Below are 19,741 nucleotides of genomic sequence, written 5' to 3'. Positions count from 1 at the left end.
CAATTAAGAACTGTGCCATGGCACTTAAATTGCCTTAAAACATATGTGCCTTATTGTTACAGCGGTGCGTTCTATTAAGTAATTCTTCACCCGCGGGGAGCTGAACGCTATTCGCCATGAGCGCCATTGAAAACGCTTTTCTGAATTTGAATTACCCTCCGCGGCTCGATCTTGGGCCGCAGCTGACGCACGAACAACTTCTCGCTTCCATGCATTCGACCATGGCGCGCCACAAGGGCGGGCCAGTGTGGCTGTTCGCGTATGGTTCGCTGATCTGGCGGCCGGAGTGTTCGGCGGTGGAGCGGGTGCGCGGACGTGTGCACGGCTACCATCGCGGCTTGTACCTGTGGTCGCACGAGCATCGCGGTACACCGGAAATGCCCGGTCTGGTATTTGGTCTGGATCGCGGCGGTTCGTGCAGCGGCTTCGCTTATCGCTTGCCGGAAGACAATCTCGACGCGGCGCTGTACGCCTTGTGGAAACGCGAGATGCCGGTGCCATCCTATCGGCCACACTGGCTCAACTGCCGTCTCGCCGACGGTAGCCAGGTGCAGGCCTTGGGATTTGTCTTGGAGCGGCACCTGCCCAGCTATGCCGGCAACTTGCCGGATCACGTGCTGAGCCAGGTGTTCGAAAGCGCCAGCGGGCGTTACGGCACGACTCGCGATTATGTCGAGCAGACAGCCCACGCCCTACGCAGCCACGCCATGCCGGATCGAAATCTGGAGGCGCGGCTCAAGCGTTGTAAGTCACAGGCCGATCAAGCGACCGCTTCACGGCTCTGACTGGCGACATTCTTGTGTCGCAGGGTCGGGGCCAGGAAGGCCATCGCCAGCAGGCACGCGCCTACCAGCAGGACGAAACCGCCATCCCAACCGAAGTGGTCAACGGTGTAGCCCATCGCTGCACTGGCCGCGACCGAACCACCCAGATAACCAAACAGGCCGGTGAATCCCGCCGCCGTGCCGGCAGCTTTCTTCGGCGCCAGCTCCAGCGCCTGCAGACCGATCAGCATCACCGGGCCATAGATCAGGAAGCCGATCGACAGCAGGGCGATCATGTCGACTATCGGGTTGCCGGCCGGATTGAGCCAGTAAACCAGCGTCGCAACGGTCACCAGCGCCATGAACACCATGCCGGTCAGGCCACGGTTGCCACGGAAGATCTTGTCCGACATCCAGCCGCACAGCAGCGTGCCCGGAATACCCGCCCACTCGTAGAAGAAATAGGCCCACGAGGTTTTATCCACGGTGAAACCCTTGGCTTCCTTCAGGTAGGTCGGTGCCCAGTCCAGCACGCCGTAGCGCAGCAGATAGACGAAAACGTTGGCCAGGGCGATGTACCAGAGCATTTTGTTGCGCAGTACGTATTTAACGAAGATCTCTTTCGCGCTGAATTCGTCTTCGTGGCTGGAGTCGTAGCCTTCCGGGTAATCGTTCTTGTACTTCTCGATCGGCGGCAAGCCGACCGATTGCGGCGTGTCGCGCATGGTGATGAACGCGAATACCGCTACGCCCAGCGCCACAGCTGCCGGTACGTAGAAGGCGGCATGCCAGTCGTTGAACAGGCCCATGCCGAGCAGGAACAGCGGGCCGATCAGGCCGCCGCCGACGTTATGCGCCACGTTCCACACGGACACCACGCCGCCGCGTTCCTTCTGCGACCACCAGTGCACCATGGTCCGGCCACTTGGCGGCCAACCCATGCCCTGGGCCCAGCCGTTGATGAACAACAGGATGAACATCATGGTCACGCTGGACGTTGCCCAAGGCGCGAAACCGAACACGAACATCACCCCCGCCGAGACCAGCAGGCCGAACGGCAGGAAGAAGCGCGGGTTGGAACGGTCGGACACCAGGCCCATGAGGAATTTCGACAAGCCGTACGCGATGGCAATCGCCGACATCGCCAGACCCAGATCACCACGGCTGTAGCCTTCGTCGATCAGGTACGGCATGGCCAGCGAGAAGTTTTTGCGCAGCAGGTAATAACCCGCGTAGCCAATGAAAATACCGGCGAAGATCTGCCAGCGCAGGCGTCGGTATGTGCTGTCTATTTTTTCTTCAGGCAATGGAGCCTGATGTGCGGCAGGACGAAAGAAAGCAAACATTCAAGAGCTCCAGATTTCTTGTTTTGACTGCGGATGCGAATGTTACAGTTTCGTTACCGAAAATAGCACCGGTTCGCATCGACCAAATAGCGGAAAATGTTGGAAGTCGCGCGTTCTTTTACGAACCTGTCGCTCAGCTGTAAGAACGGGGCGTTTTTGTAGCGGTCGAGGCGTTGTGTCTTAGACTCGCGATCAATCCACCGACTGATCGCGCAGAGATAAATGATGGCCCCGATGATTCGCAGGTTATTGCCCCGATTACTGATGGTGGTCGCCGTTACCGTTTCGGTTCTGGCACTGAGTTTTGCTCAGGGATCTGGCGGATCGGGGCTGCGCAATGTCACCGTGCTGATCGTCCGCCATGCGGAAAAACCGGACGTGGGCCGAGAGCTAAACGCCCAGGGTCAACAGCGCGCTGCCGCCTACGCCGACTATTTCGACCCGCTGAAACTGGGTGACGCAACACTCACCCCACAACGCCTGATCGCCACCGCTGACAGTCCGCAAAGCATCCGCCCCCGCCAGACGCTGATGCCGTTGGCGCAACGCCTGCAACTGCCGATCGAACAGCCATTCGCCAATAACGACGTCGACAAACTGGTCAATCAACTGCGCGAAAGCAATCAGGCGAAAACCGTGCTGATCGCCTGGCACCACGGGCACATCAACAAGCTCATCGGCGCATTCGGCGGCAATGGCCCGGCACTGATCGGCCAGCCGAAATGGCCGGTGGATGTTTATGACTGGCTGATTGTTTTGCGTTTCGACGACAAGGGGCAGTTGCTTGAGTCGCGTAGTGAGAAGGTGCAGGAGCATCTGATGCCGGGCGATGTGGCGGGGCGCCCGGCAATTGAAGCGTTTCGTCTTTTGATTAGCGAACCTGTACCACAACCTTCCCGACAGCCTTGCGCTGGCCAAGATCATTAATCGCCTGCGCCGCATTGCTCAGCGGATAGACCTGCGACACCAGCGGTTTCAACTTGCCCTCGGCGAACCAGCCGAACAATTGTTGAAAGTTAGCCGCGTTGTCCTGCGGCTGGCGCTGGGCGAAAGAACCCCAAAACACGCCAAGCACCGCCGCACCTTTGAGTAACGCGAGATTGACCGGCAGCTCGGGGATGCGCCCGCTGGCGAAGCCGACCACCAGCAGGCGGCCGTTCCAGGCGATGGCGCGGATGGCTTGGTCGAACAGGTCGCCGCCGACCGGATCGTAAATCACGTCGGCACCCTGGCCGTCGGTGAGGCGTTTGATTTCGTCCTTGAGGTTCGATTCGCTGTAGTTGATCAGCTCATCGGCGCCGGCAGCCTTGGCCACCGCGAGCTTCTCGGCGCTGCTGGCGGCGGCAATCACGCGGGCGCCCATGGCTTTGCCGATCTCCACGGCAGCCAGGCCGACGCCGCCGGATGCACCAAGCACCAGCAGGGTTTCGCCCGGTTGCAGGTTGGCGCGTTGCTTGAGGGCGTGCATTGAGGTGCCGTAGGTCATGCTGAAAGCGGCAGCGATATTGAAGTCCATCGACGGCGGAATCGGCAGGACGTTATAGCCCGGCACCGCGACTTGCTCGGCGAAGCTGCCCCAGCCAGTCAAAGCCATGACCCGGTCGCCGACCTTGAGATGGCTGACCTTTTCACCGACTTCGCGAACCACACCCGCCGCTTCGCCACCCGGCGAGAACGGGAAGGGCGGCTTGAATTGGTACTTGCCCTCGATAATCAGCGTGTCGGGAAAGTTGACCCCGGCGGCGTGCACGTCCAGGAGGATTTCGTTCTTCTTCGCGACAGGACTGGCGACGTCTTCCAGCACCAGCGATTCGGCAGGGCCGAAGGCTTTGCACAGCACGGCTTTCATCAGGGCTATTCCTTTGGGAGTGATGGCCGATAAGTGTAGGTGTGTCAGTCAACGGGTCAACGAGCATGCCCGGCCCTGATAGTCAGCCATAAGCTTGTGCTTGCGCGGCGGGTCGTTATGCTAGGCCGCAAACCGGATAAGGAGCGAATTGTGAAAGCGTGGATCATGTTGTTGCTGGCCCTGTCTCTGCCTGTGGCAGCGCTGGCCGAAGAAGCCAAAGAAGGCGAAGCGCCAAAGGTGAGCTACATCACCCTGAGCCCGCCGTTCGTGGGTAATTACGGGCTCGATGGCACGCCGAAGCTCAAAGTCTACAAGGCTGACGTGGCGCTGCGCGTCACCGGCGAGGAATCGGCCAAACTGGTCAAGGCCAACGAGCCGTTGATTCGCAATCAACTGGTGGCGCTGTTTACCCAGCAGACCTCTGAAGCGATGGCCAGCATCGAAGGTAAAGAGAAGCTGCGTCAGGAAGCGCTGAAGCAGACTCAGCAAGTGATGAATGACGAGACCGGCAAGCCGGTGGTTGAGGATTTGTTGTTCAACAACCTGATCATTCAATAAATCTTCAGTTGTCCGGGCCGGCCTCATCGCTGGCAAGCCAGCTCCCACAAGGTTCTGCGGCGATCACAATATTGTGTTCCGTCGCAAATCCTGTGGGAGCTGGCTTGCCAGCGATTGCATTTTGGCAGGCGCCAAATGAATCAGGGTTTGAGCGCAAGCACCGCCGCCCATTGCTCAGCCGTCACCGGCATCACCGACAACCTCGACCCCTTCTGCACTAACGGCATCTCCGCCAACGCCGCCTGCTGCTTCAGATAATCCAGCTTCAACACCCGCGCAAACGTCTCGACGTGTTCCACGTCAATCGCACTCCAGGCATTTTTCTCCGGGGTAGCCTTGGGATCGAAGTAATGACTCTCCGGCTCCAGTGCGGTGGGATCCGGGTACGCCGCCTGGATTATTTTGCCGATTCCGGCGATTCCCGGCTCCGGGCAACTGGAATGGTAGAAAAAGAACTCATCGCCCACTGCCATCGTCCGCAGAAAGTTGCGCGCCTGATAGTTGCGAACCCCGTCCCAGCGCGCTTTGCCGAGCTTTTCCAGACCTTTGATCGAGAGTTCGTCGGGTTCGGATTTCATCAGCCAATAGGCCATGTCGTGTGCTCCTGAAACGGTCATTGGGCAGGTTGTCGGGCAATTTTATGACAAACCGACGGTCGGTTGACGTCAGCGTTTGCGCAGCGGTTCACGTTGCCGCAAAATGCCGGCCTTTAAAGCTTGACGCTGCTGCACGGCCTACGAACGGAAACCGCTGCTGTCATCGTGATGATGTGCCTTGAGGGGGGCAATCGATGAAACGCAAACCGGATTTACTATGGACTTTGGTAATTTTGTTTGGCTTGGGCGTCGTGACCACCGGTTACGCACAGAGCCTGTGGTCGAACAAGGCCGATGCGCCGATTGAAATCGCGCAACAAGTACAACAGTCGACTGCGTTCAAGCGCTGAAACTGATCTTTAGACGCCGCTGTTCTGCGCGGCGTCCTATCCCGCGAAATACCACGCCTTGTCGCTGACCGTGCCCTGTAACGGTACATCCCAGCTTGCCTGCGCCAAGCGTTCGACCTTCTGACATTCATGGGCCAGACCCAGCAGCGTCGGCTTGCGCCAGCTTTTACGGCGCGCCAGATACGCCAGACTGCGATCATAGAAACCGCCGCCCATCCCCAGTCGCCCGCCGACATCGTCAAACCCCACCAATGGCAACAACACCAGATCCAGCGCCCAGACCTTGCGCTGCTGCGCCAGATTGGCGCGCGGTTCGAGAATGCGGAAGCGATTGGGTTTGAGTTTCTCGCGGGGACGAATCCGTTGGAAGACCATTTTGGTTCGCGGCCAGGCACTCAGCACCGGCAGATAGGTGGCTTTGCCCCGACGCTGTGCTTCGCGCAGCAGCAGGCGCGGATCGATTTCACCGTCGGTGGGCAGGTACAGAGAGATATGTTTCGCCCGGCGAAAATGCGGGTCTTGCGCCAGTTGCCGGTACAGGCCTTTGGCGGCCTGGCGTTGTTCGCTTTTGCTCAGCGAGCGGCGTGCCTTGCGCAGCAGGCGGCGGAGTTGCGGACGGGGCAGCAGCGCGGGTTCGGTCATGGTTCGGCTTCGGCAGGTTGGACGAAAACGTACGCATAAAAAATCCGATGGCGGTTTTCACCGACATCGGATTCGAATCAGGCTCCCCGGATGAACCGCTGTCAACTTAGCCCTTGAACCCGAAAGTTCAAGGTGGAAGATGCAGTAGACTTTAAGGCTTTCCGTCTAGCGGACATGCACACCAGCCCAACGTGCAACTTCCAGGGTAGTGCGAATCGGCTCAGGGACATCGTCAACTGGCAAGCACCCCAGGGAGTGCCGCGAGTATACCGCAAGCGGCCAGTCGAATCAGCCCTTGGTGTTGGTCTGATCGTCGGCAAGCACCAGATCGACACGATCGAGCAAGTCGCGCACCTGTTCACGGGTCGAACCGCTGGCCTGGATGTCCGGGCGCTCTTCTTTGTGCAAGAGGTCGTGGGTGATGTTCAGCGCGGCCATCACGGCGATACGGTCGGCACCGATGACTTTGCCGCTGCTGCGGATCTCGCGCATCTTGCCATCCAGGTAGCGCGCGGCGCTGACCAGATTGCTGCGTTCTTCCTGCGGGCAGATGATCGAATATTCTTTGTCGAGGATCTGCACGGTGACGCTATTGCTTGAACTCATGAGTCTTGCTCCAGGGCCTTGAGGCGCGAAATCATCGATTCGACCTTACGCCGGGCGATTTCGTTTTTTTCAATGAGGTGAGCGCGTTCCTCGCGCCAGGTTTTTTCCTGAGCTAGTAAGAGTGCGTTTTGACTCTTAAGTTGCTCGACTCGACCAATCAGCAGTTCGAGTCTGGCCATCAGCGCTTGCAGGTCGGTGTCTTCCATTGTGTCCACTGAGTTGGAGTCTGTCTGATGGGATAGCTGGCGGACAGCCTTTAATAGTCTTGGCGAGTCTGTCGATGTAGGATACAAGGCCTTCATTCTAGACATAGCGCCGTCTGGCGCCTAGCTGCCCATGACCATTGCGAATTCCCCGTACCAAGCCTTTGCCACCCTGCTGACCTCCAGCGGCCACAACGTCTCGCCTGCCGAACTGCATGGCGTGCTGCTCGGACGCAGCTGCGCCGGTGCCGGCTTCGATAACGAAGGCTGGCTGATTGACGCCGCCGAACTGCTCGAAGGCGATATTCAGGACAACGTCCGCAACGCCCTGATCGGCCTGCAAGAGATGGTCAAAGGCGAGCTGACCGGCGACGACGTCACCGTCGTTCTGCTGCTGCCGACTGATGATGCGCCACTGGCCGACCGCGCCGCTGCACTGGGCGAATGGTGCCAGGGCTTCCTCAGCGGGTTTGGCCTGAACTGCCGCGACAGCAGCATGCTCAGCACCGAAGCCACTGAAGTGCTGCAGGATCTGGCCGCCATTTCCCAAGTGCAAGATGCCCTGGAAGAATCCGAAGACGGCGAGACCGACTACATGGAAGTCATGGAGTACCTGCGCGTCGCGCCGCTGCTGCTGTTCTCGGAAACCAAGAAAGCCGACGTGCCGCCAGCCGCCAAGCCGTCGCTGCATTAATCGCGTGCCAGGGAAAGCCATCTGCCCATGACCCATATCCCGAAAGCGGAATACAGCCGTCGCCGCAAGGCCCTGATGGCGCAGATGGAACCCAACAGCATCGCGATCCTGCCCGCCGCCGCGGTCGCTATTCGCAACCGCGACGTCGAGCACGTCTACCGTCAGGACAGCGATTTCCAATACCTCAGCGGGTTTCCCGAGCCGCAAGCCGTCATCGTTTTGATGCCCGGCCGCGAGCATGGCGAATACGTGCTTTTCTGCCGTGAACGCAACGCCGAACGCGAATTGTGGGACGGCTTGCGTGCAGGGCAAGAAGGCGCGATCCGCGACTTCGGTGCCGACGACGCCTTCCCGATTACCGACATCGACGACATCCTCCCGGGCCTGATCGAAGGCCGTGACCGGGTGTATTCGGCGATGGGCAGCAACCCCGAATTCGACCGGCATCTGATGGACTGGATCAACGTGATCCGCTCCAAGGCGCACCTCGGCGCGCAGCCGCCGAACGAATTCGTTGCCCTGGATCATCTGCTTCACGACATGCGCCTGTATAAATCGGCGGCAGAAGTGAAGGTGATGCGCGAAGCTGCACGGATCTCGGCGCAAGCCCACATCCGCGCGATGCAGGCGAGTCGGGCCGGGCTCTACGAGTACAGCCTTGAAGCCGAACTCGACTACGAATTCCGCAAGGGCGGGGCGAAGATGCCGGCCTACGGTTCGATCGTCGCCGCCGGGCGCAACAGCTGCATCCTGCATTACCAGCAGAATGACGCGGTGCTCAAGGACGGCGATCTGGTGTTGATCGACGCCGGTTGCGAGATCGACTGCTACGCCAGCGACATCACCCGCACCTGGCCGGTCAACGGCAAGTTTTCCGCTGAGCAGAAGGCGATCTACGAATTGGTGCTGGCCTCGCAGGAAGCCGCGTTCGCCGAAATCGCCCCGAACAAGCACTGGAATCAGGCGCACGAAGCCACGGTTCGCGTTATCACCACGGGGTTGGTGAAACTCGGTTTGCTGCAGGGTGAGGTCGACGAATTGATCGCCAGCGAAGCCTATAAAGCGTTTTACATGCACCGCGCCGGTCACTGGCTGGGCATGGATGTACACGACGTCGGCGAGTACAAGGTCGGCGGCGAATGGCGCGTGCTGGAAGTCGGCATGGCGTTGACCGTGGAGCCGGGCATCTACATCGCCCCGGACAATCAAAACGTCGCGAAGAAATGGCGCGGCATTGGCGTGCGCATCGAGGACGACGTGGTCGTGACCAAAACGGGCTGTGAAATCCTCACCACCGGCGTACCGAAAAGCGTCGCCGACATCGAAGCGCTGATGGCGCAAGCAAGGACACACGCGGCATGAGTCGAGTCAATCTGGCAATCATCGGTGGCGGTCTGGTCGGCGCCAGTCTGGCGTTGGCCTTGCAGGCCGGGGCCAAGGCCCGTGGCTGGAAGATCGTCCTGATCGAGCCGTTCGCTCCCGGCGACAGTTGGCAGCCGAGCTACGACGCACGTTCGTCGGCGCTGTCCTTCGGTTCGCGGCAGATTTATCAACGCTTGGGCGTGTGGCAGGAAATCTCCCGTCGCGCCGAGCCGATCAAACAGATTCATGTCTCCGACCGTGGCCGCTTCTCCACTGCGCGTTTGTCGGCGATGGAAGAGGGCGTGCCGGCACTCGGTTACGTGGTGGAAAACGCCTGGCTCGGCCAATGCCTGTGGCAGCACCTTGATAAAGAGGTGATCACCTGGCGCTGCCCGGCGGAAGTCACGCGCATGGAGCCGCTGCCCGATGGCTATCGCCTGACCCTCAACGATGAAACCACCTTTGAATGCGACCTCGCGGTACTCGCCGATGGCGGTCGCTCCGGGCTGCGCGAGCAGTTGGGCATCAACGTGCGCAAGCGTCCTTACAATCAGAGTGCGCTGATCGCCAACATTACCCCGAGTGAAGCGCACAACGGCATGGCCTTCGAGCGCTTTACTGACGAAGGGCCGATGGCGCTGCTGCCGCTGCCGGAAAATCGCTGCGCCCTGGTCTGGACCCGACTGGGCATGGACGCGCAGCGTTTGGCTGATTTGAGCGAGCGCGATTTCCTCAGCGAATTGCAGGGCGTGTTCGGTTACCGCCTCGGCACGCTGAAACAGGTTGGCGCACGGCATTTGTATCCGCTGACGCTGGTCGAGGCCGAGGAACAAGTGCGCTCGCATCTGGCCGTGCTCGGCAACGCGGCGCACAGCCTGCACCCGATTGCCGGACAAGGTTTCAACCTTTCGCTGCGCGATGCCGATGCCTTGGCCGCTGCACTGCTGGCCAGCGACAAACCGCTGGGCGACTTCGCCACGTTGCAGGCGTATCGCGAGCGCCAACGTCTCGATCAGGATCTCACCGTCGGCTTCTCCGATCAGGTCACTCGCCTGTTTGGCAGCACGCAGCCGCTGGTTTCGCTGGGGCGCAACATCGGTTTGCTCGGTCTTGATCTGTTGCCACCGGCCAAGCGCTGGTTTGCCCGTCAGGCCATGGGTTTGGGAACGCGTCCGGATGCTTAAGTGGTTGACGAAAAAATTCGGCAAGGCGCGGTTGATGCGCTGGGTCATGACCTTTTACCCGCCGTATCTCGGCGCTGGTGTACGGGTTCGGCACATCAGCGATGACTTCCGCGACGTGCAAGTGTCGATGGGCCTCGGCTGGTACAACCGCAATTACGTCGGCACGCAGTTTGGCGGCAGTCTGTACTCGATGGTCGATCCGTTCTTCATGCTGATGCTCATGGAAAACCTTGGTTCTAAATACATCGTCTGGGACAAGGCCGCCGACATCGATTTTATTGCGCCGGGCAAAGGCCCGGTGTTCGCCCGGTTCAGCATCGACGAGACCTTGCTCGCCGAAATTCGCCGGCAGACCGCCAATGGCGAGAAATACCTGCCGCAGTTGCAGGTCGACATTCATGACGGCGCCGGCAATCTGGTGGCGCGGGTCGGGAAAACCCTTTACGTGCGGCTCAAGCCGCAAGCGAGACAGGCTTAAAGCATGGAAATGCGCGCAGATCTGCTGATTGTCGGAGCCGGAATGGTCGGCAGCGCCCTGGCGTTGGCGTTACAGGACAGCGGGCTGGAAGTCCTGCTGCTCGATGGCAGCCTGCTGAGCGTTAAACCCTTCGACGCCGAAGCCGCGTTTGAGCCGCGTGTGAGCGCGTTGTCAGCGGCGAGCCAGCGGATTCTCGAACGCCTCGGCGTCTGGGACGGCATCGCTAAACGCCGCAGCAGCCCGTACACCGACATGCACGTCTGGGACGGCAGCGGCACCGGGCAGATTCATTTCTCGGCGAGCAGCGTGCACGCCGAAGTGCTCGGCCATATCGTTGAAAATCGCGTGGTGCAGGATGCCTTGCTCGATCGCTTGCACGATTGCGATCTGGGCATGCTCGCCAATGCGCGGCTGGAACAGATGCGCCGTTCGGGCGATGACTGGCTGCTGACGCTGGCCGATGGTCGTCAGCTACGCGCTCCGCTGGTGATTGCCGCTGACGGCGCCAACTCGGCCGTGCGCCGTCTCACCGGCATGGCCACCCGCGAGTGGGATTACATGCACCACGCCATCGTCACCAGCGTGCGCAGCAGCAAGCCGCACCAGATGACCGCGTGGCAGCGCTTCACCGATCACGGGCCGCTGGCGTTTCTGCCGCTGGAGCGTGACGGGCAGCAGGATTGGTGTTCGATCGTCTGGTCGACCACGCCGAGTGAAGCCGAGCGCTTGATGGCGCTGGAGGAAGCGGATTTCTGCCGTGAGCTGGAGCGTGCCTTTGAAGGTCGCCTCGGCGAAGTGATCAGTGCCGATCCGCGTCTGTGCGTGCCGCTGCGTCAGCGTCATGCCAAGCGTTATGTCGCCGAAGGACTCGCGTTGATCGGCGACGCGGCGCACACCATCCACCCATTGGCGGGGCAGGGTGTGAACCTTGGTTTCCTCGATGCGGCGGTGCTGGCCGAAGTGCTGTTGCAGGCGGCGGAACGCGGTGAGCGTTTGGCCGATGTGAAGGTGTTGAGCCGCTACGAGCGTCGGCGCATGCCGCACAACCTCGCACTGATGGCGGCGATGGAAGGGTTTGAGCGGTTGTTCCAGGCGGATCCGTTGCCGGTGCGCTGGTTAAGGAATGCCGGGTTGAAGTTGGTGGAGCAGATGCCGGAGGCGAAGGCATTGTTTGTGCGCGAAGCCCTCGGGTTGACCGGGGACCTTCCGGCCCTGGCCAAACCCTGAGATTTTCGTTGTTGCTGCTGACCTCATCGCGGGCAAGCCCGCTCCCACAGTGGTCGGTGTGAAACATCAATATTGGACACACCGAAAACCTTGTGGGAGCTGGCTTGCCAGCGATGGCGTCGGCAAACCCAGCACAAAAATAACGCTGTGCAACATCTGGTAACTCCTTCAAAAAGAGTTCGATTGAGGTGGTAAATGTGAGTCCTTATCATTTGGCCCACATTTTCCGACCGAGAGACCACTCCCATGTTGGCACCCAAGCGTCTTCTGACCGCACTGGCCCTGACCCTGATCGGCAGCACGACGGCCCAGGCCGCTGATGAGGTGGTGGTTTACTCGTCGCGCATCGATGAGCTGATCAAACCGGTCTTCGATGCCTACACCGCCAAGACCGGGGTGAAGATCAAATTCATCACCGACAAGGAAGCGCCGCTGATGCAGCGCATCAAGGCCGAAGGTGAGAACGCCACCGCCGACCTGCTGCTCACCGTCGACGCCGGCAACCTCTGGCAAGCCGAGCAAATGGGCATCCTCCAGCCGTTCACTTCAAAAACCATCGACGCCAACATTCCCCTGCAATATCGCTCGTCCACCCACGCCTGGACTGGCCTCAGCCTGCGCGCGCGGACCATCGCCTACTCCACCGAACGGGTGAAGCCGGGCGAACTGACCACTTACGAAGCACTCGCTGACAAGAACTGGGAAGGGCGCCTGTGCCTGCGTACGGCGAAGAAGGTCTACAACCAGTCGCTGACCGCAACCATGATCGAAGTCCACGGCGCGGCCAAGACCGAGGAAATCCTCAAGGGTTGGGTCAACAACCTGTCCACCGATGTGTTCTCGGATGACGTCGCTGTGCTCGAAGCGATCAACGCCGGCCAGTGCGACGTTGGCATCGTCAACACTTACTACTACGGTCGCCTGCACAAGCAGAAACCGGAGCTGCCGGTGAAACTGTTCTGGCCGAACCAGGCGGATCGCGGTGTACACGTGAACCTGTCGGGCATCGGTCTGACCAAGCACGCGCCGCATCCGGAAGCGGCCAAGGCGTTGGTCGAGTGGATGACTACACCTGAAGCGCAGAAGATCTTTGCTGACGTGAACCAGGAATTCCCGGCCAACCCGGCGGTGGCGCCCTCGGAAGAAGTGGCGGCGTGGGGCAAGTTCGTTGCTGACACCTTGCCGGTGGAAGTGGCGGGTAAACGTCAGGCTGAGGCGATCCGCATGATGGATCGGGCGGGTTGGAATTGAGTCTGCTGTTGTAAAGATCAAAAGATGATCGTTCCCACGCTCTGCGTGGGAATGCATCCATCGACGCTCTGCGTCGTGCCGCCGACAGCGTGACGCAGAGCGTCACAGGATGTGTGCCCACGCAGAGCGTGGGCACAATCATTTGAACGAGACTGTTTCCTTGGCCCACCCCGCCCAACGCCGCTGGTACCCCATCGTCTTCGCCATTGCCGCGCTGGTGCTGCTGCCCCTGAGCGTTCTGCTGCTGTCCTGGCAGACCATCGATCAACAAATCTGGTCGCATCTGTGGCAAACCCAGATGCCGCGCCTGCTCGGCAACACGCTGACGCTGGTGTTCGGCGTTGGTGTCGGTGTGACGCTGCTCGGCGTCAGCCTGGCCTGGCTGACCAGTCTCTGCGAATTCCCCGGTCGACGCTGGCTCGACTGGGCGCTGATGCTGCCCTTCGCCATCCCCGCGTACGTCCTGGCCTTCGTCTTCGTTGGCTTGCTCGACTTCGCCGGCCCGGTGCAAACCCTGCTGCGTGAATGGTTTGGCACAGGCCTGCGCCTGCCTCGGGTGCGCTCCACCGGCGGGGTGATCATCGTGCTGGTGCTGGTCTTCTATCCCTACGTTTACCTGCTGGCGCGCACCGCGTTTCTCGCTCAGGGCAAAGGCCTGATGGAAGCCGCACGGGTGCTTGGCCAGTCACCATGGCAAGCGTTCTGGCGGGTGGCGTTGCCGATGGCGCGCCCGGCCATCGGCGCGGGCGTGGCGCTGGCGCTGATGGAAACCTTGGCCGATTTCGGCGCGGTGTCGGTGTTCAACTTCGACACCTTCACCACTGCCATCTACAAAACCTGGTACGGCTTCTTCAGCCTGTCGAGCGCGGCGCAACTGGCCAGCCTGTTGCTGCTGGTGGTGATGCTGGTGCTGTATGGCGAACGTCGTGCGCGCGGGGCGAATCGGGCAAGCAACGAGCGCCCTCGGGTGCAAGCGCTGTATCACTTGCATGGGCTCAAGGCCTTCGCGGCGACAACGTGGTGCGGTCTGGTGTTTGCCTGCGCCTTCGTCATTCCGCTGCTGCAATTGATCGTCTGGTTCTGGCAGCGCGGCCGTTTCGATCTGGATGAGCGTTACGCCGGGCTGATCCTGCACACTTTGTATTTGGGCGGCATGGCGGCGCTGATCACCGTCAGTGTTGCGTTGCTGCTGGCCTTTGCCCGGCGGTTGGCGCCGACACCGGCGATCAACTCCGGCGTTGGTCTGGCCAATCTTGGTTACGCCTTGCCGGGTTCTGTGTTGGCGGTGTCGATCATGCTGGCGTTCAGTTACCTGGATCGCGAACTGGTGATTCCACTTTCAGGCTGGCTCGGTGGCGCGGGCAAACCGTTACTGTTGGGCAGTCTGGCGGCCTTGTTGATGGCGTATCTGGTGCGCTTTATCGCGGTCGCATACGGCCCGCTGGAAAACAGTCTGGCGCGTATACGGCCATCTTTGCCCGAAGCAGCACGTAGCCTGGGTGTCAGTGGGCCGCGACTGTTTTTCAAAGTGTATCTGCCGTTGCTGCTGCCCGGCACACTGAGTGCGGCACTGCTGGTGTTCGTCGATGTACTCAAGGAAATGCCCGCGACCCTGCTGATGCGCCCGTTTGGCTGGGACACGCTGGCCGTACGCATCTTTGAAATGACCAGCGAAGGCGAGTGGGCACGGGCGTCATTGCCGGCGTTGACCCTGGTTCTGGTCGGACTGTTACCGGTCATCGGCCTGATCCGTCGCTCGGCGCACCGAAACACTTAGTAGTGAGTCCTGAATCATGCGGCTACAATGCGCGGCATTCGGTGCGGTTAGTCTGACAGACCTGTTCGCTGGAATCGGCTGAGAGCCTTCTATTTCAAGGCTTTCACCCGTGCAGCGACTGTCCGCACCTTCGCCACGCCCGGAAGGAGAAACCCATGGGACAGCGTACGCCTCTGTATGACCTGCATCTCGCCCTCGGCGCGAAGATGGTCGATTTTGGCGGTTGGGACATGCCACTGCATTACGGCTCGCAGGTCGAGGAACACCACGAAGTGCGCCGCGATTGCGGAGTGTTCGATGTTTCTCACATGACTGTGATCGATGTCACCGGCACTCAGTCCAAAGCCTGGCTCCAGCATTTGCTGGCCAATGATGTCGACCGCCTGCACCGCCCCGGCCGTGCGTTGTACAGCACCATGCTCAATGAGCGCGGCGGCATCGTCGATGACATGATCGTCTACCGCCTCGACGACGCTTATCGTCTGGTGTTCAATGCCTCGACCCGCGATCAGGATCTGGCCTGGATGAACGCGCAGCGCGGCGATTACGACGTGCAACTGCACGAGCGCTCCGAGCTGGCGATGCTCGCCATTCAAGGCCCGCAGGCCCGGCACAAGATTGCCGAACTGGTGACCCAGTCCCGCGCCACGCTGATTCAGCACCTCAAACCGTTCGAAGGCTATACCGACGGCGACTGGTTCATTGCCCGTACCGGTTACACCGGTGAAGACGGTCTTGAAATCTGTCTGCCGGCCAATCAGGCGCCGGGGTTCTTCAACGATCTGGTCGGCGCCGGCATTTCGCCGATCGGCCTCGGTGCCCGCGACACCCTGCGGGTGGAAGCCGGGATGAACCTCTACGGTCAGGATATTCATCAGGACGTTTCGCCGCTGGCCTCGAACATGGCCTGGAGCATCGCCTGGGAACCGGCCTCGCGCCAGTTCATCGGCCGCGCTGCCGTTGAGGCGGAAAAAGCCGCCGGTGTTGCGCACAAACTGGTCGGTCTGGTGCTGGAGGAACGCGGTGTTTTGCGCGCTCATCAAGTGGTTCGTATCGCCGATGTTGGCGAAGGAGAGATCACCAGTGGTAGTTTCTCCCCTACGCTAAGCAAATCGATTGCCCTGGCGCGTGTTCCGATGGCCACCGCCGACCGCGCCGAAGTGGAAATCCGTGGCAAGTGGTACCCGGTACGCGTGGTCAAACCGACCTTCGTACGCCATGGCAAAACTTTGATCTAACCTTTTTTGGCGGGCATGACCGCTGACCTGATTACCGAGGACACCGAAGATGAGCAATATCCCCGCTGAACTGCGTTTCGCCGAAAGTCATGAATGGGCCCGCCTGGAAGCCGACGGCACCGTCACCGTGGGCATCAGCGATCACGCCCAGGAAGCGCTGGGCGACGTGGTGTTCGTCGAGCTGACCGAAGTGGGCAAAGTGTTCGCCGCTGAAGATCAGGCAGGTGTGGTCGAGTCGGTGAAAGCCGCTTCCGACATCTATTCGCCGATCAGCGGTGAAGTCATCGCGATCAACGAAGAGCTGGGTGGCTCGCCCGAGCTGCTGAACTCCGACCCGTACGGCGCGTGGATCTTCAAGCTCAAGCCAAGCGACAAGGCCGAGCTGGACAAGCTGCTGGATGCCGGCGCTTACAAGGCTGCCATCGGCGAGTAAGCTCTAAGCATTACCCAAAGCCCCGACCTGTCGGGGCTTTTTTGTGGACGATGCAAATCCTCTGTAGGAGTGAGCCTGCTCGCGATAGCGTTCTTTCAGACATATTAATGCTACTGACACACCGCTATCGCGAGCAGGCTCACTCCTACAGGGGGATGCGGTGCACTGAAAATGGGTTGCCACATCGGCTGCTATGCTGCTTTGACCGTGTTGCATTGACGCCGAGCGCCAGCCAAGAGAGAGCCCGTCATGTCCCAGTTGCCGTCCCTGAGCCAGTTACGCGATCCCGATGCCTTCCTGCGCCGCCACCTCGGCCCCGATGCCGCTGAGCAGCAGGCGATGCTCGACAGCCTGGGCCTCGGTAGCCGGGCCGAACTGATCGAGCAGACCGTGCCGCCGGGCATCCGCCTCAATTGCGCACTCGACCTGCCGCCGGCGCTGGATGAACAAGCCGCACTCGCCAAGCTGCGTGGTTACGCCGAGCAGAATCAGGTCTGGACCAGCCTGATCGGCATGGGCTACCACGGCACCCTGACGCCGACCGTCATTCTGCGTAATGTGCTGGAAAATCCCGGCTGGTACACCGCGTACACGCCGTATCAACCGGAGATCGCCCAGGGCCGGCTCGAAGCGCTGCTGAATTTCCAGCAACTGACCATCGACCTCACCGGCCTTGAACTGGCCAACGCTTCGCTGCTCGATGAAGCCACGGCCGCTGCCGAAGCCATGGCGCTGGCCAAGCGCGTGGCGAAGTCGAAGAGCAATCTGTTCTTCGTCGACGAGAGCTGTCATCCACAGACCATTTCCGTGGTGCAGACCCGCGCCGAAGGCTTCGGCTTTCAACTGATCATCGACGCTGTGGAAAACTTGAAGCAGCACCAGGTATTCGGCGCGCTGCTGCAGTATCCCGACACTCACGGCGAGATTCGTGATCTGCGACCGTTGATTGATCACTTGCACGCGCAGCAGGCCTTGGCCTGTGTCGCGACCGATTTATTGAGTTTGCTGTTGCTGACCCCGCCGGGCGAACTGGGCGCCGATGTAGTGTTCGGCTCGTCCCAGCGTTTTGGCGTGCCGATGGGGTATGGCGGCCCGCATGCGGCGTTCTTTGCCAGCCGCGAGGAATACAAACGGGCGATTCCCGGGCGGATCATCGGTGTGTCGAAGGACGCCCGAGGCAACGTCGCGTTACGCATGGCCCTGCAAACCCGCGAGCAACATATCCGCCGCGAGAAGGCCAATTCGAACATCTGCACGGCGCAGGTGCTGCTGGCCAATATCGCCAGTTTCTATGCGGTCTATCACGGGCCGGAGGGTCTGAAACGTATTGCCCTGCGCGTGCATCGGCTGACCTGCATTCTGGCGGCAGGGCTGGAGCGTCACGGCATCAAACGGCTCAACGCGCAGTTTTTCGACACCCTGACGCTGGACGTCGGCGGGGTGCAAACCGCGATCATCGAAAGCGCTCAGGCGGCGCAGATCAACCTGAGGATTTCGGGTCGCGGGCTGTTGGGGCTGAGTCTCGATGAAACCAGCGATGAAAGTACCGTGGCTAAATTGTTCGAAGTGCTGCTCGGGGCAGATCACGGGTTGACCGTCGATGATCTCGATGCGGAGGCACTGGATTCAGGCATCCCGGAAAATCTCCAGCGCAAGACACCGTACCTGCGCCATCCGGTCTTCAACGCCCATCACAGCGAAACCGAGATGCTGCGCTATCTCAAGCAGCTGGAGAACAAGGATCTGGCGCTCAACCAGTCGATGATCCCGCTGGGCTCGTGCACCATGAAACTCAATGCCACCAGCGAAATGATTCCGATCACCTGGCCGCAGTTCGCCAACCTGCATCCGTTTGTGCCGCGTGAACAAGCTGTCGGTTACACGCTGATGATCGAAGAACTCGAGCGCTGGCTGTGCGCAATCACCGGGTTCGACGCGATCTGCATGCAGCCCAACTCCGGTGCGCAGGGTGAATACGCCGGGTTGCTGGCGATCCGCAAGTATCACGAGAGCCGCCAGCAGGGCGGGCGTGATGTGTGCCTGATTCCGTCGTCGGCCCACGGCACCAACCCGGCCTCGGCGCAAATGGTCGGGTTGCGGGTGGTGATCGTCGAGTGCGACGAGGCCGGTAACGTTGATCTTGAAGATCTCAAGGCCAAAGCTGCCGAGGCCGGGGCGAAGCTCTCCTGTCTGATGGCGACCTATCCGTCGACCCATGGCGTGTACGAGGAGGGCATCAGCGAAATCTGCGAAGTTATCCACAAGCACGGCGGTCAGGTGTACATGGACGGCGCCAACCTCAACGCGCAGGTCGGGCTGGCGCGGCCGGCGGACATTGGCGCCGATGTCTCGCACATGAATTTGCACAAGACTTTCTGCATTCCCCATGGCGGCGGTGGGCCGGGCATGGGACCGATCGGCGTGCGCGCGCATCTGGCGCCGTTTGTGGCCAATCACCCGGTGGTGCCGATTGACGGCCCGCAACCGCAGAACACGGCAGTCAGCGCGGCGCCGTGGGGCAGTGCGAGCATTCTGCCGATCAGCTGGATGTACATCGCCATGATGGGCCCGCAACTGGCGGACGCCAGCGAGGTGGCGATTCTTGCGGCGAATTACCTGGCGCAGCATTTATCCGGCGCGTTCCCAGTGCTGTACACCGGGCGCAACGGGCGGGTCGCGCATGAGTGCATTCTGGATTTGCGGCCATTGAAGGCGCAGACCGGGATCAGTGAAGAAGACGTCGCCAAGCGTCTGATGGATTACGGCTTCCACGCGCCGACCATGTCATTCCCGGTGCCAGGCACGTTGATGGTCGAGCCGACCGAGAGTGAGTCGAAGGCTGAGCTGGATCGTTTTATCGGCGCGATGCTGAGCATTCGCGCAGAAATCAGCCAAGTGCAGAATGGCGACTGGCCGGCGGAGGACAATCCTTTGAGGCGCGCACCGCATACGCTGGCGGATGTCACCGGCGTTTGGGAGCGGCCCTACAGCATCGAGCAAGGCATCACCCCGGATGCGCACACCAAGGCGCACAAGTATTGGCCAGCGGTGAAGCGGGTGGACAACGTTTACGGCGATCGCAACCTGTTCTGCGCTTGTGTCCCGGTGGATGATTACCGCTGACTTTCGGATGGTCAAAGATCTAATGTGGGAGCTAGCCCTGCTGGCGATTGCGGTGAATCA

The 19,741-nt window shown here is 60.7% G+C and carries 20 protein-coding genes and 1 other RNA gene; 14 read left to right on the top strand and 7 right to left on the bottom strand.

What is annotated here, in order from left to right; genetic code table 11:
• Positions 1-116 precede the first annotated feature (116 nt).
• Positions 117-785 carry a gamma-glutamylcyclotransferase gene (locus AC3Y64_RS26950; protein WP_489985818.1) on the top strand — a complete coding sequence of 223 codons (669 nt, stop codon included), beginning with the start codon at positions 117-119 and terminating at the stop codon, positions 783-785.
• On the opposite strand, the gene glpT is transcribed toward AC3Y64_RS26950, so the two are convergent.
• Complete coding sequence (gene glpT / locus AC3Y64_RS26945) at positions 761-2,110, bottom strand: glycerol-3-phosphate transporter (RefSeq protein ID WP_489985817.1); 1,350 nt, start codon at positions 2,108-2,110, stop codon at positions 761-763. The genes AC3Y64_RS26950 and glpT overlap by 25 nt on opposite strands.
• A 225-nt stretch (positions 2,111-2,335) precedes the next feature.
• Between glpT and AC3Y64_RS26940 the strand changes: the two genes are divergently transcribed.
• Complete coding sequence (locus tag AC3Y64_RS26940; RefSeq protein WP_489985816.1) at positions 2,336-3,037, top strand: flagellar basal body-associated protein FliL; 702 nt, start codon at positions 2,336-2,338, stop codon at positions 3,035-3,037.
• On the opposite strand, the gene AC3Y64_RS26935 is transcribed toward AC3Y64_RS26940, so the two are convergent.
• Positions 2,982-3,959 (bottom strand): NADPH:quinone oxidoreductase family protein, encoded by a 978-nt coding sequence (locus tag AC3Y64_RS26935; RefSeq protein ID WP_489985815.1) that lies wholly within the window; start codon positions 3,957-3,959, stop codon positions 2,982-2,984. The two genes, AC3Y64_RS26940 and AC3Y64_RS26935, sit on opposite strands and share 56 nt — an antisense overlap.
• A gap of 150 nt (positions 3,960-4,109) precedes the next feature.
• Between AC3Y64_RS26935 and AC3Y64_RS26930 the strand changes: the two genes are divergently transcribed.
• Positions 4,110-4,517: a flagellar basal body-associated protein FliL gene (locus tag AC3Y64_RS26930; RefSeq protein ID WP_489985814.1), complete on the top strand. Its 408-nt coding sequence runs from the start codon at positions 4,110-4,112 to the stop codon at positions 4,515-4,517.
• Between the two features lie 140 nt (positions 4,518-4,657).
• On the opposite strand, the gene AC3Y64_RS26925 is transcribed toward AC3Y64_RS26930, so the two are convergent.
• Positions 4,658-5,110: an EVE domain-containing protein gene (locus AC3Y64_RS26925; protein WP_489985813.1), complete on the bottom strand. Its 453-nt coding sequence runs from the start codon at positions 5,108-5,110 to the stop codon at positions 4,658-4,660.
• Between the two features lie 197 nt (positions 5,111-5,307).
• Here AC3Y64_RS26925 and AC3Y64_RS26920 point away from each other — a divergent pair, with 197 nt between their 5' ends.
• Positions 5,308-5,463 carry a hypothetical protein gene (locus AC3Y64_RS26920; protein WP_163005287.1) on the top strand — a complete coding sequence of 52 codons (156 nt, stop codon included), beginning with the start codon at positions 5,308-5,310 and terminating at the stop codon, positions 5,461-5,463.
• A gap of 36 nt (positions 5,464-5,499) precedes the next feature.
• On the opposite strand, the gene AC3Y64_RS26915 is transcribed toward AC3Y64_RS26920, so the two are convergent.
• The 4 genes from AC3Y64_RS26915 to AC3Y64_RS26900 all read right to left on the bottom strand — a co-directional run bounded on the left by AC3Y64_RS26915 (position 5,500) and on the right by AC3Y64_RS26900 (position 6,917).
• Positions 5,500-6,105: a 5-formyltetrahydrofolate cyclo-ligase gene (locus tag AC3Y64_RS26915; protein WP_489985812.1), complete on the bottom strand. Its 606-nt coding sequence runs from the start codon at positions 6,103-6,105 to the stop codon at positions 5,500-5,502.
• A 79-nt stretch (positions 6,106-6,184) separates the two neighbouring features.
• A non-coding RNA gene (ssrS, locus tag AC3Y64_RS26910) (6S RNA) lies at positions 6,185-6,363 on the bottom strand.
• Between the two features lie 30 nt (positions 6,364-6,393).
• Positions 6,394-6,711, bottom strand: a complete 318-nt coding sequence (locus AC3Y64_RS26905; RefSeq protein ID WP_008081434.1) for a cell division protein ZapA — start codon at positions 6,709-6,711, stop codon at positions 6,394-6,396.
• The gene (locus AC3Y64_RS26900; RefSeq protein ID WP_007911197.1) at positions 6,708-6,917 is read right to left on the bottom strand and encodes a TIGR02449 family protein; all 210 of its coding nucleotides are present in this window, start codon (positions 6,915-6,917) and stop codon (positions 6,708-6,710) included. Before AC3Y64_RS26900 ends, AC3Y64_RS26905 begins: the two co-directional genes overlap by 4 nt.
• Positions 6,918-7,047: 130 nt before the next feature.
• Here AC3Y64_RS26900 and AC3Y64_RS26895 point away from each other — a divergent pair, with 130 nt between their 5' ends.
• The 10 genes from AC3Y64_RS26895 to gcvP all read left to right on the top strand — a co-directional run bounded on the left by AC3Y64_RS26895 (position 7,048) and on the right by gcvP (position 19,681).
• Positions 7,048-7,608 (top strand): YecA/YgfB family protein, encoded by a 561-nt coding sequence (locus tag AC3Y64_RS26895; protein WP_007911199.1) that lies wholly within the window; start codon positions 7,048-7,050, stop codon positions 7,606-7,608.
• 27 nt (positions 7,609-7,635) lie between these two features.
• Positions 7,636-8,970: a Xaa-Pro aminopeptidase gene (gene pepP / locus AC3Y64_RS26890; RefSeq protein WP_489985811.1), complete on the top strand. Its 1,335-nt coding sequence runs from the start codon at positions 7,636-7,638 to the stop codon at positions 8,968-8,970.
• Positions 8,967-10,154 (top strand): 2-octaprenyl-6-methoxyphenyl hydroxylase, encoded by a 1,188-nt coding sequence (gene ubiH, locus AC3Y64_RS26885; protein ID WP_489985810.1) that lies wholly within the window; start codon positions 8,967-8,969, stop codon positions 10,152-10,154. Before pepP ends, ubiH begins: the two co-directional genes overlap by 4 nt.
• Positions 10,147-10,632, top strand: a complete 486-nt coding sequence (locus AC3Y64_RS26880; RefSeq protein ID WP_158954985.1) for a DUF4442 domain-containing protein — start codon at positions 10,147-10,149, stop codon at positions 10,630-10,632. The genes ubiH and AC3Y64_RS26880 overlap by 8 nt, the downstream gene beginning before the upstream one ends.
• A 9-nt stretch (positions 10,633-10,641) precedes the next feature.
• Positions 10,642-11,859 (top strand): 2-octaprenyl-3-methyl-6-methoxy-1,4-benzoquinol hydroxylase, encoded by a 1,218-nt coding sequence (locus AC3Y64_RS26875; protein WP_489988034.1) that lies wholly within the window; start codon positions 10,642-10,644, stop codon positions 11,857-11,859.
• Positions 11,860-12,105: 246 nt separating this feature from the next.
• On the top strand, positions 12,106-13,110 hold the full coding sequence (locus tag AC3Y64_RS26870) for an extracellular solute-binding protein (RefSeq protein ID WP_158832160.1): 1,005 nt from the start codon (positions 12,106-12,108) through the stop codon (positions 13,108-13,110).
• A gap of 160 nt (positions 13,111-13,270) precedes the next feature.
• Positions 13,271-14,887 (top strand): ABC transporter permease, encoded by a 1,617-nt coding sequence (locus AC3Y64_RS26865; protein WP_489985809.1) that lies wholly within the window; start codon positions 13,271-13,273, stop codon positions 14,885-14,887.
• A gap of 155 nt (positions 14,888-15,042) precedes the next feature.
• On the top strand, positions 15,043-16,125 hold the full coding sequence (gene gcvT, locus AC3Y64_RS26860; protein WP_489985808.1) for a glycine cleavage system aminomethyltransferase GcvT: 1,083 nt from the start codon (positions 15,043-15,045) through the stop codon (positions 16,123-16,125).
• A gap of 49 nt (positions 16,126-16,174) precedes the next feature.
• Positions 16,175-16,558, top strand: coding sequence for a glycine cleavage system protein GcvH (gene gcvH, locus AC3Y64_RS26855; protein ID WP_095049398.1), 384 nt, complete (start codon positions 16,175-16,177; stop codon positions 16,556-16,558).
• A gap of 249 nt (positions 16,559-16,807) precedes the next feature.
• Entirely contained in the window at positions 16,808-19,681 is a 2,874-nt protein-coding gene (gene gcvP, locus AC3Y64_RS26850; RefSeq protein ID WP_489985807.1) for an aminomethyl-transferring glycine dehydrogenase, read from the top strand.
• The last annotated feature ends 60 nt before the right edge of the window (positions 19,682-19,741 follow it).

The organism is Pseudomonas sp. 4CAES_32.4, assembly GCF_058136335.1.
This window is presented reverse-complemented; position numbering and strand designations above follow the sequence as displayed.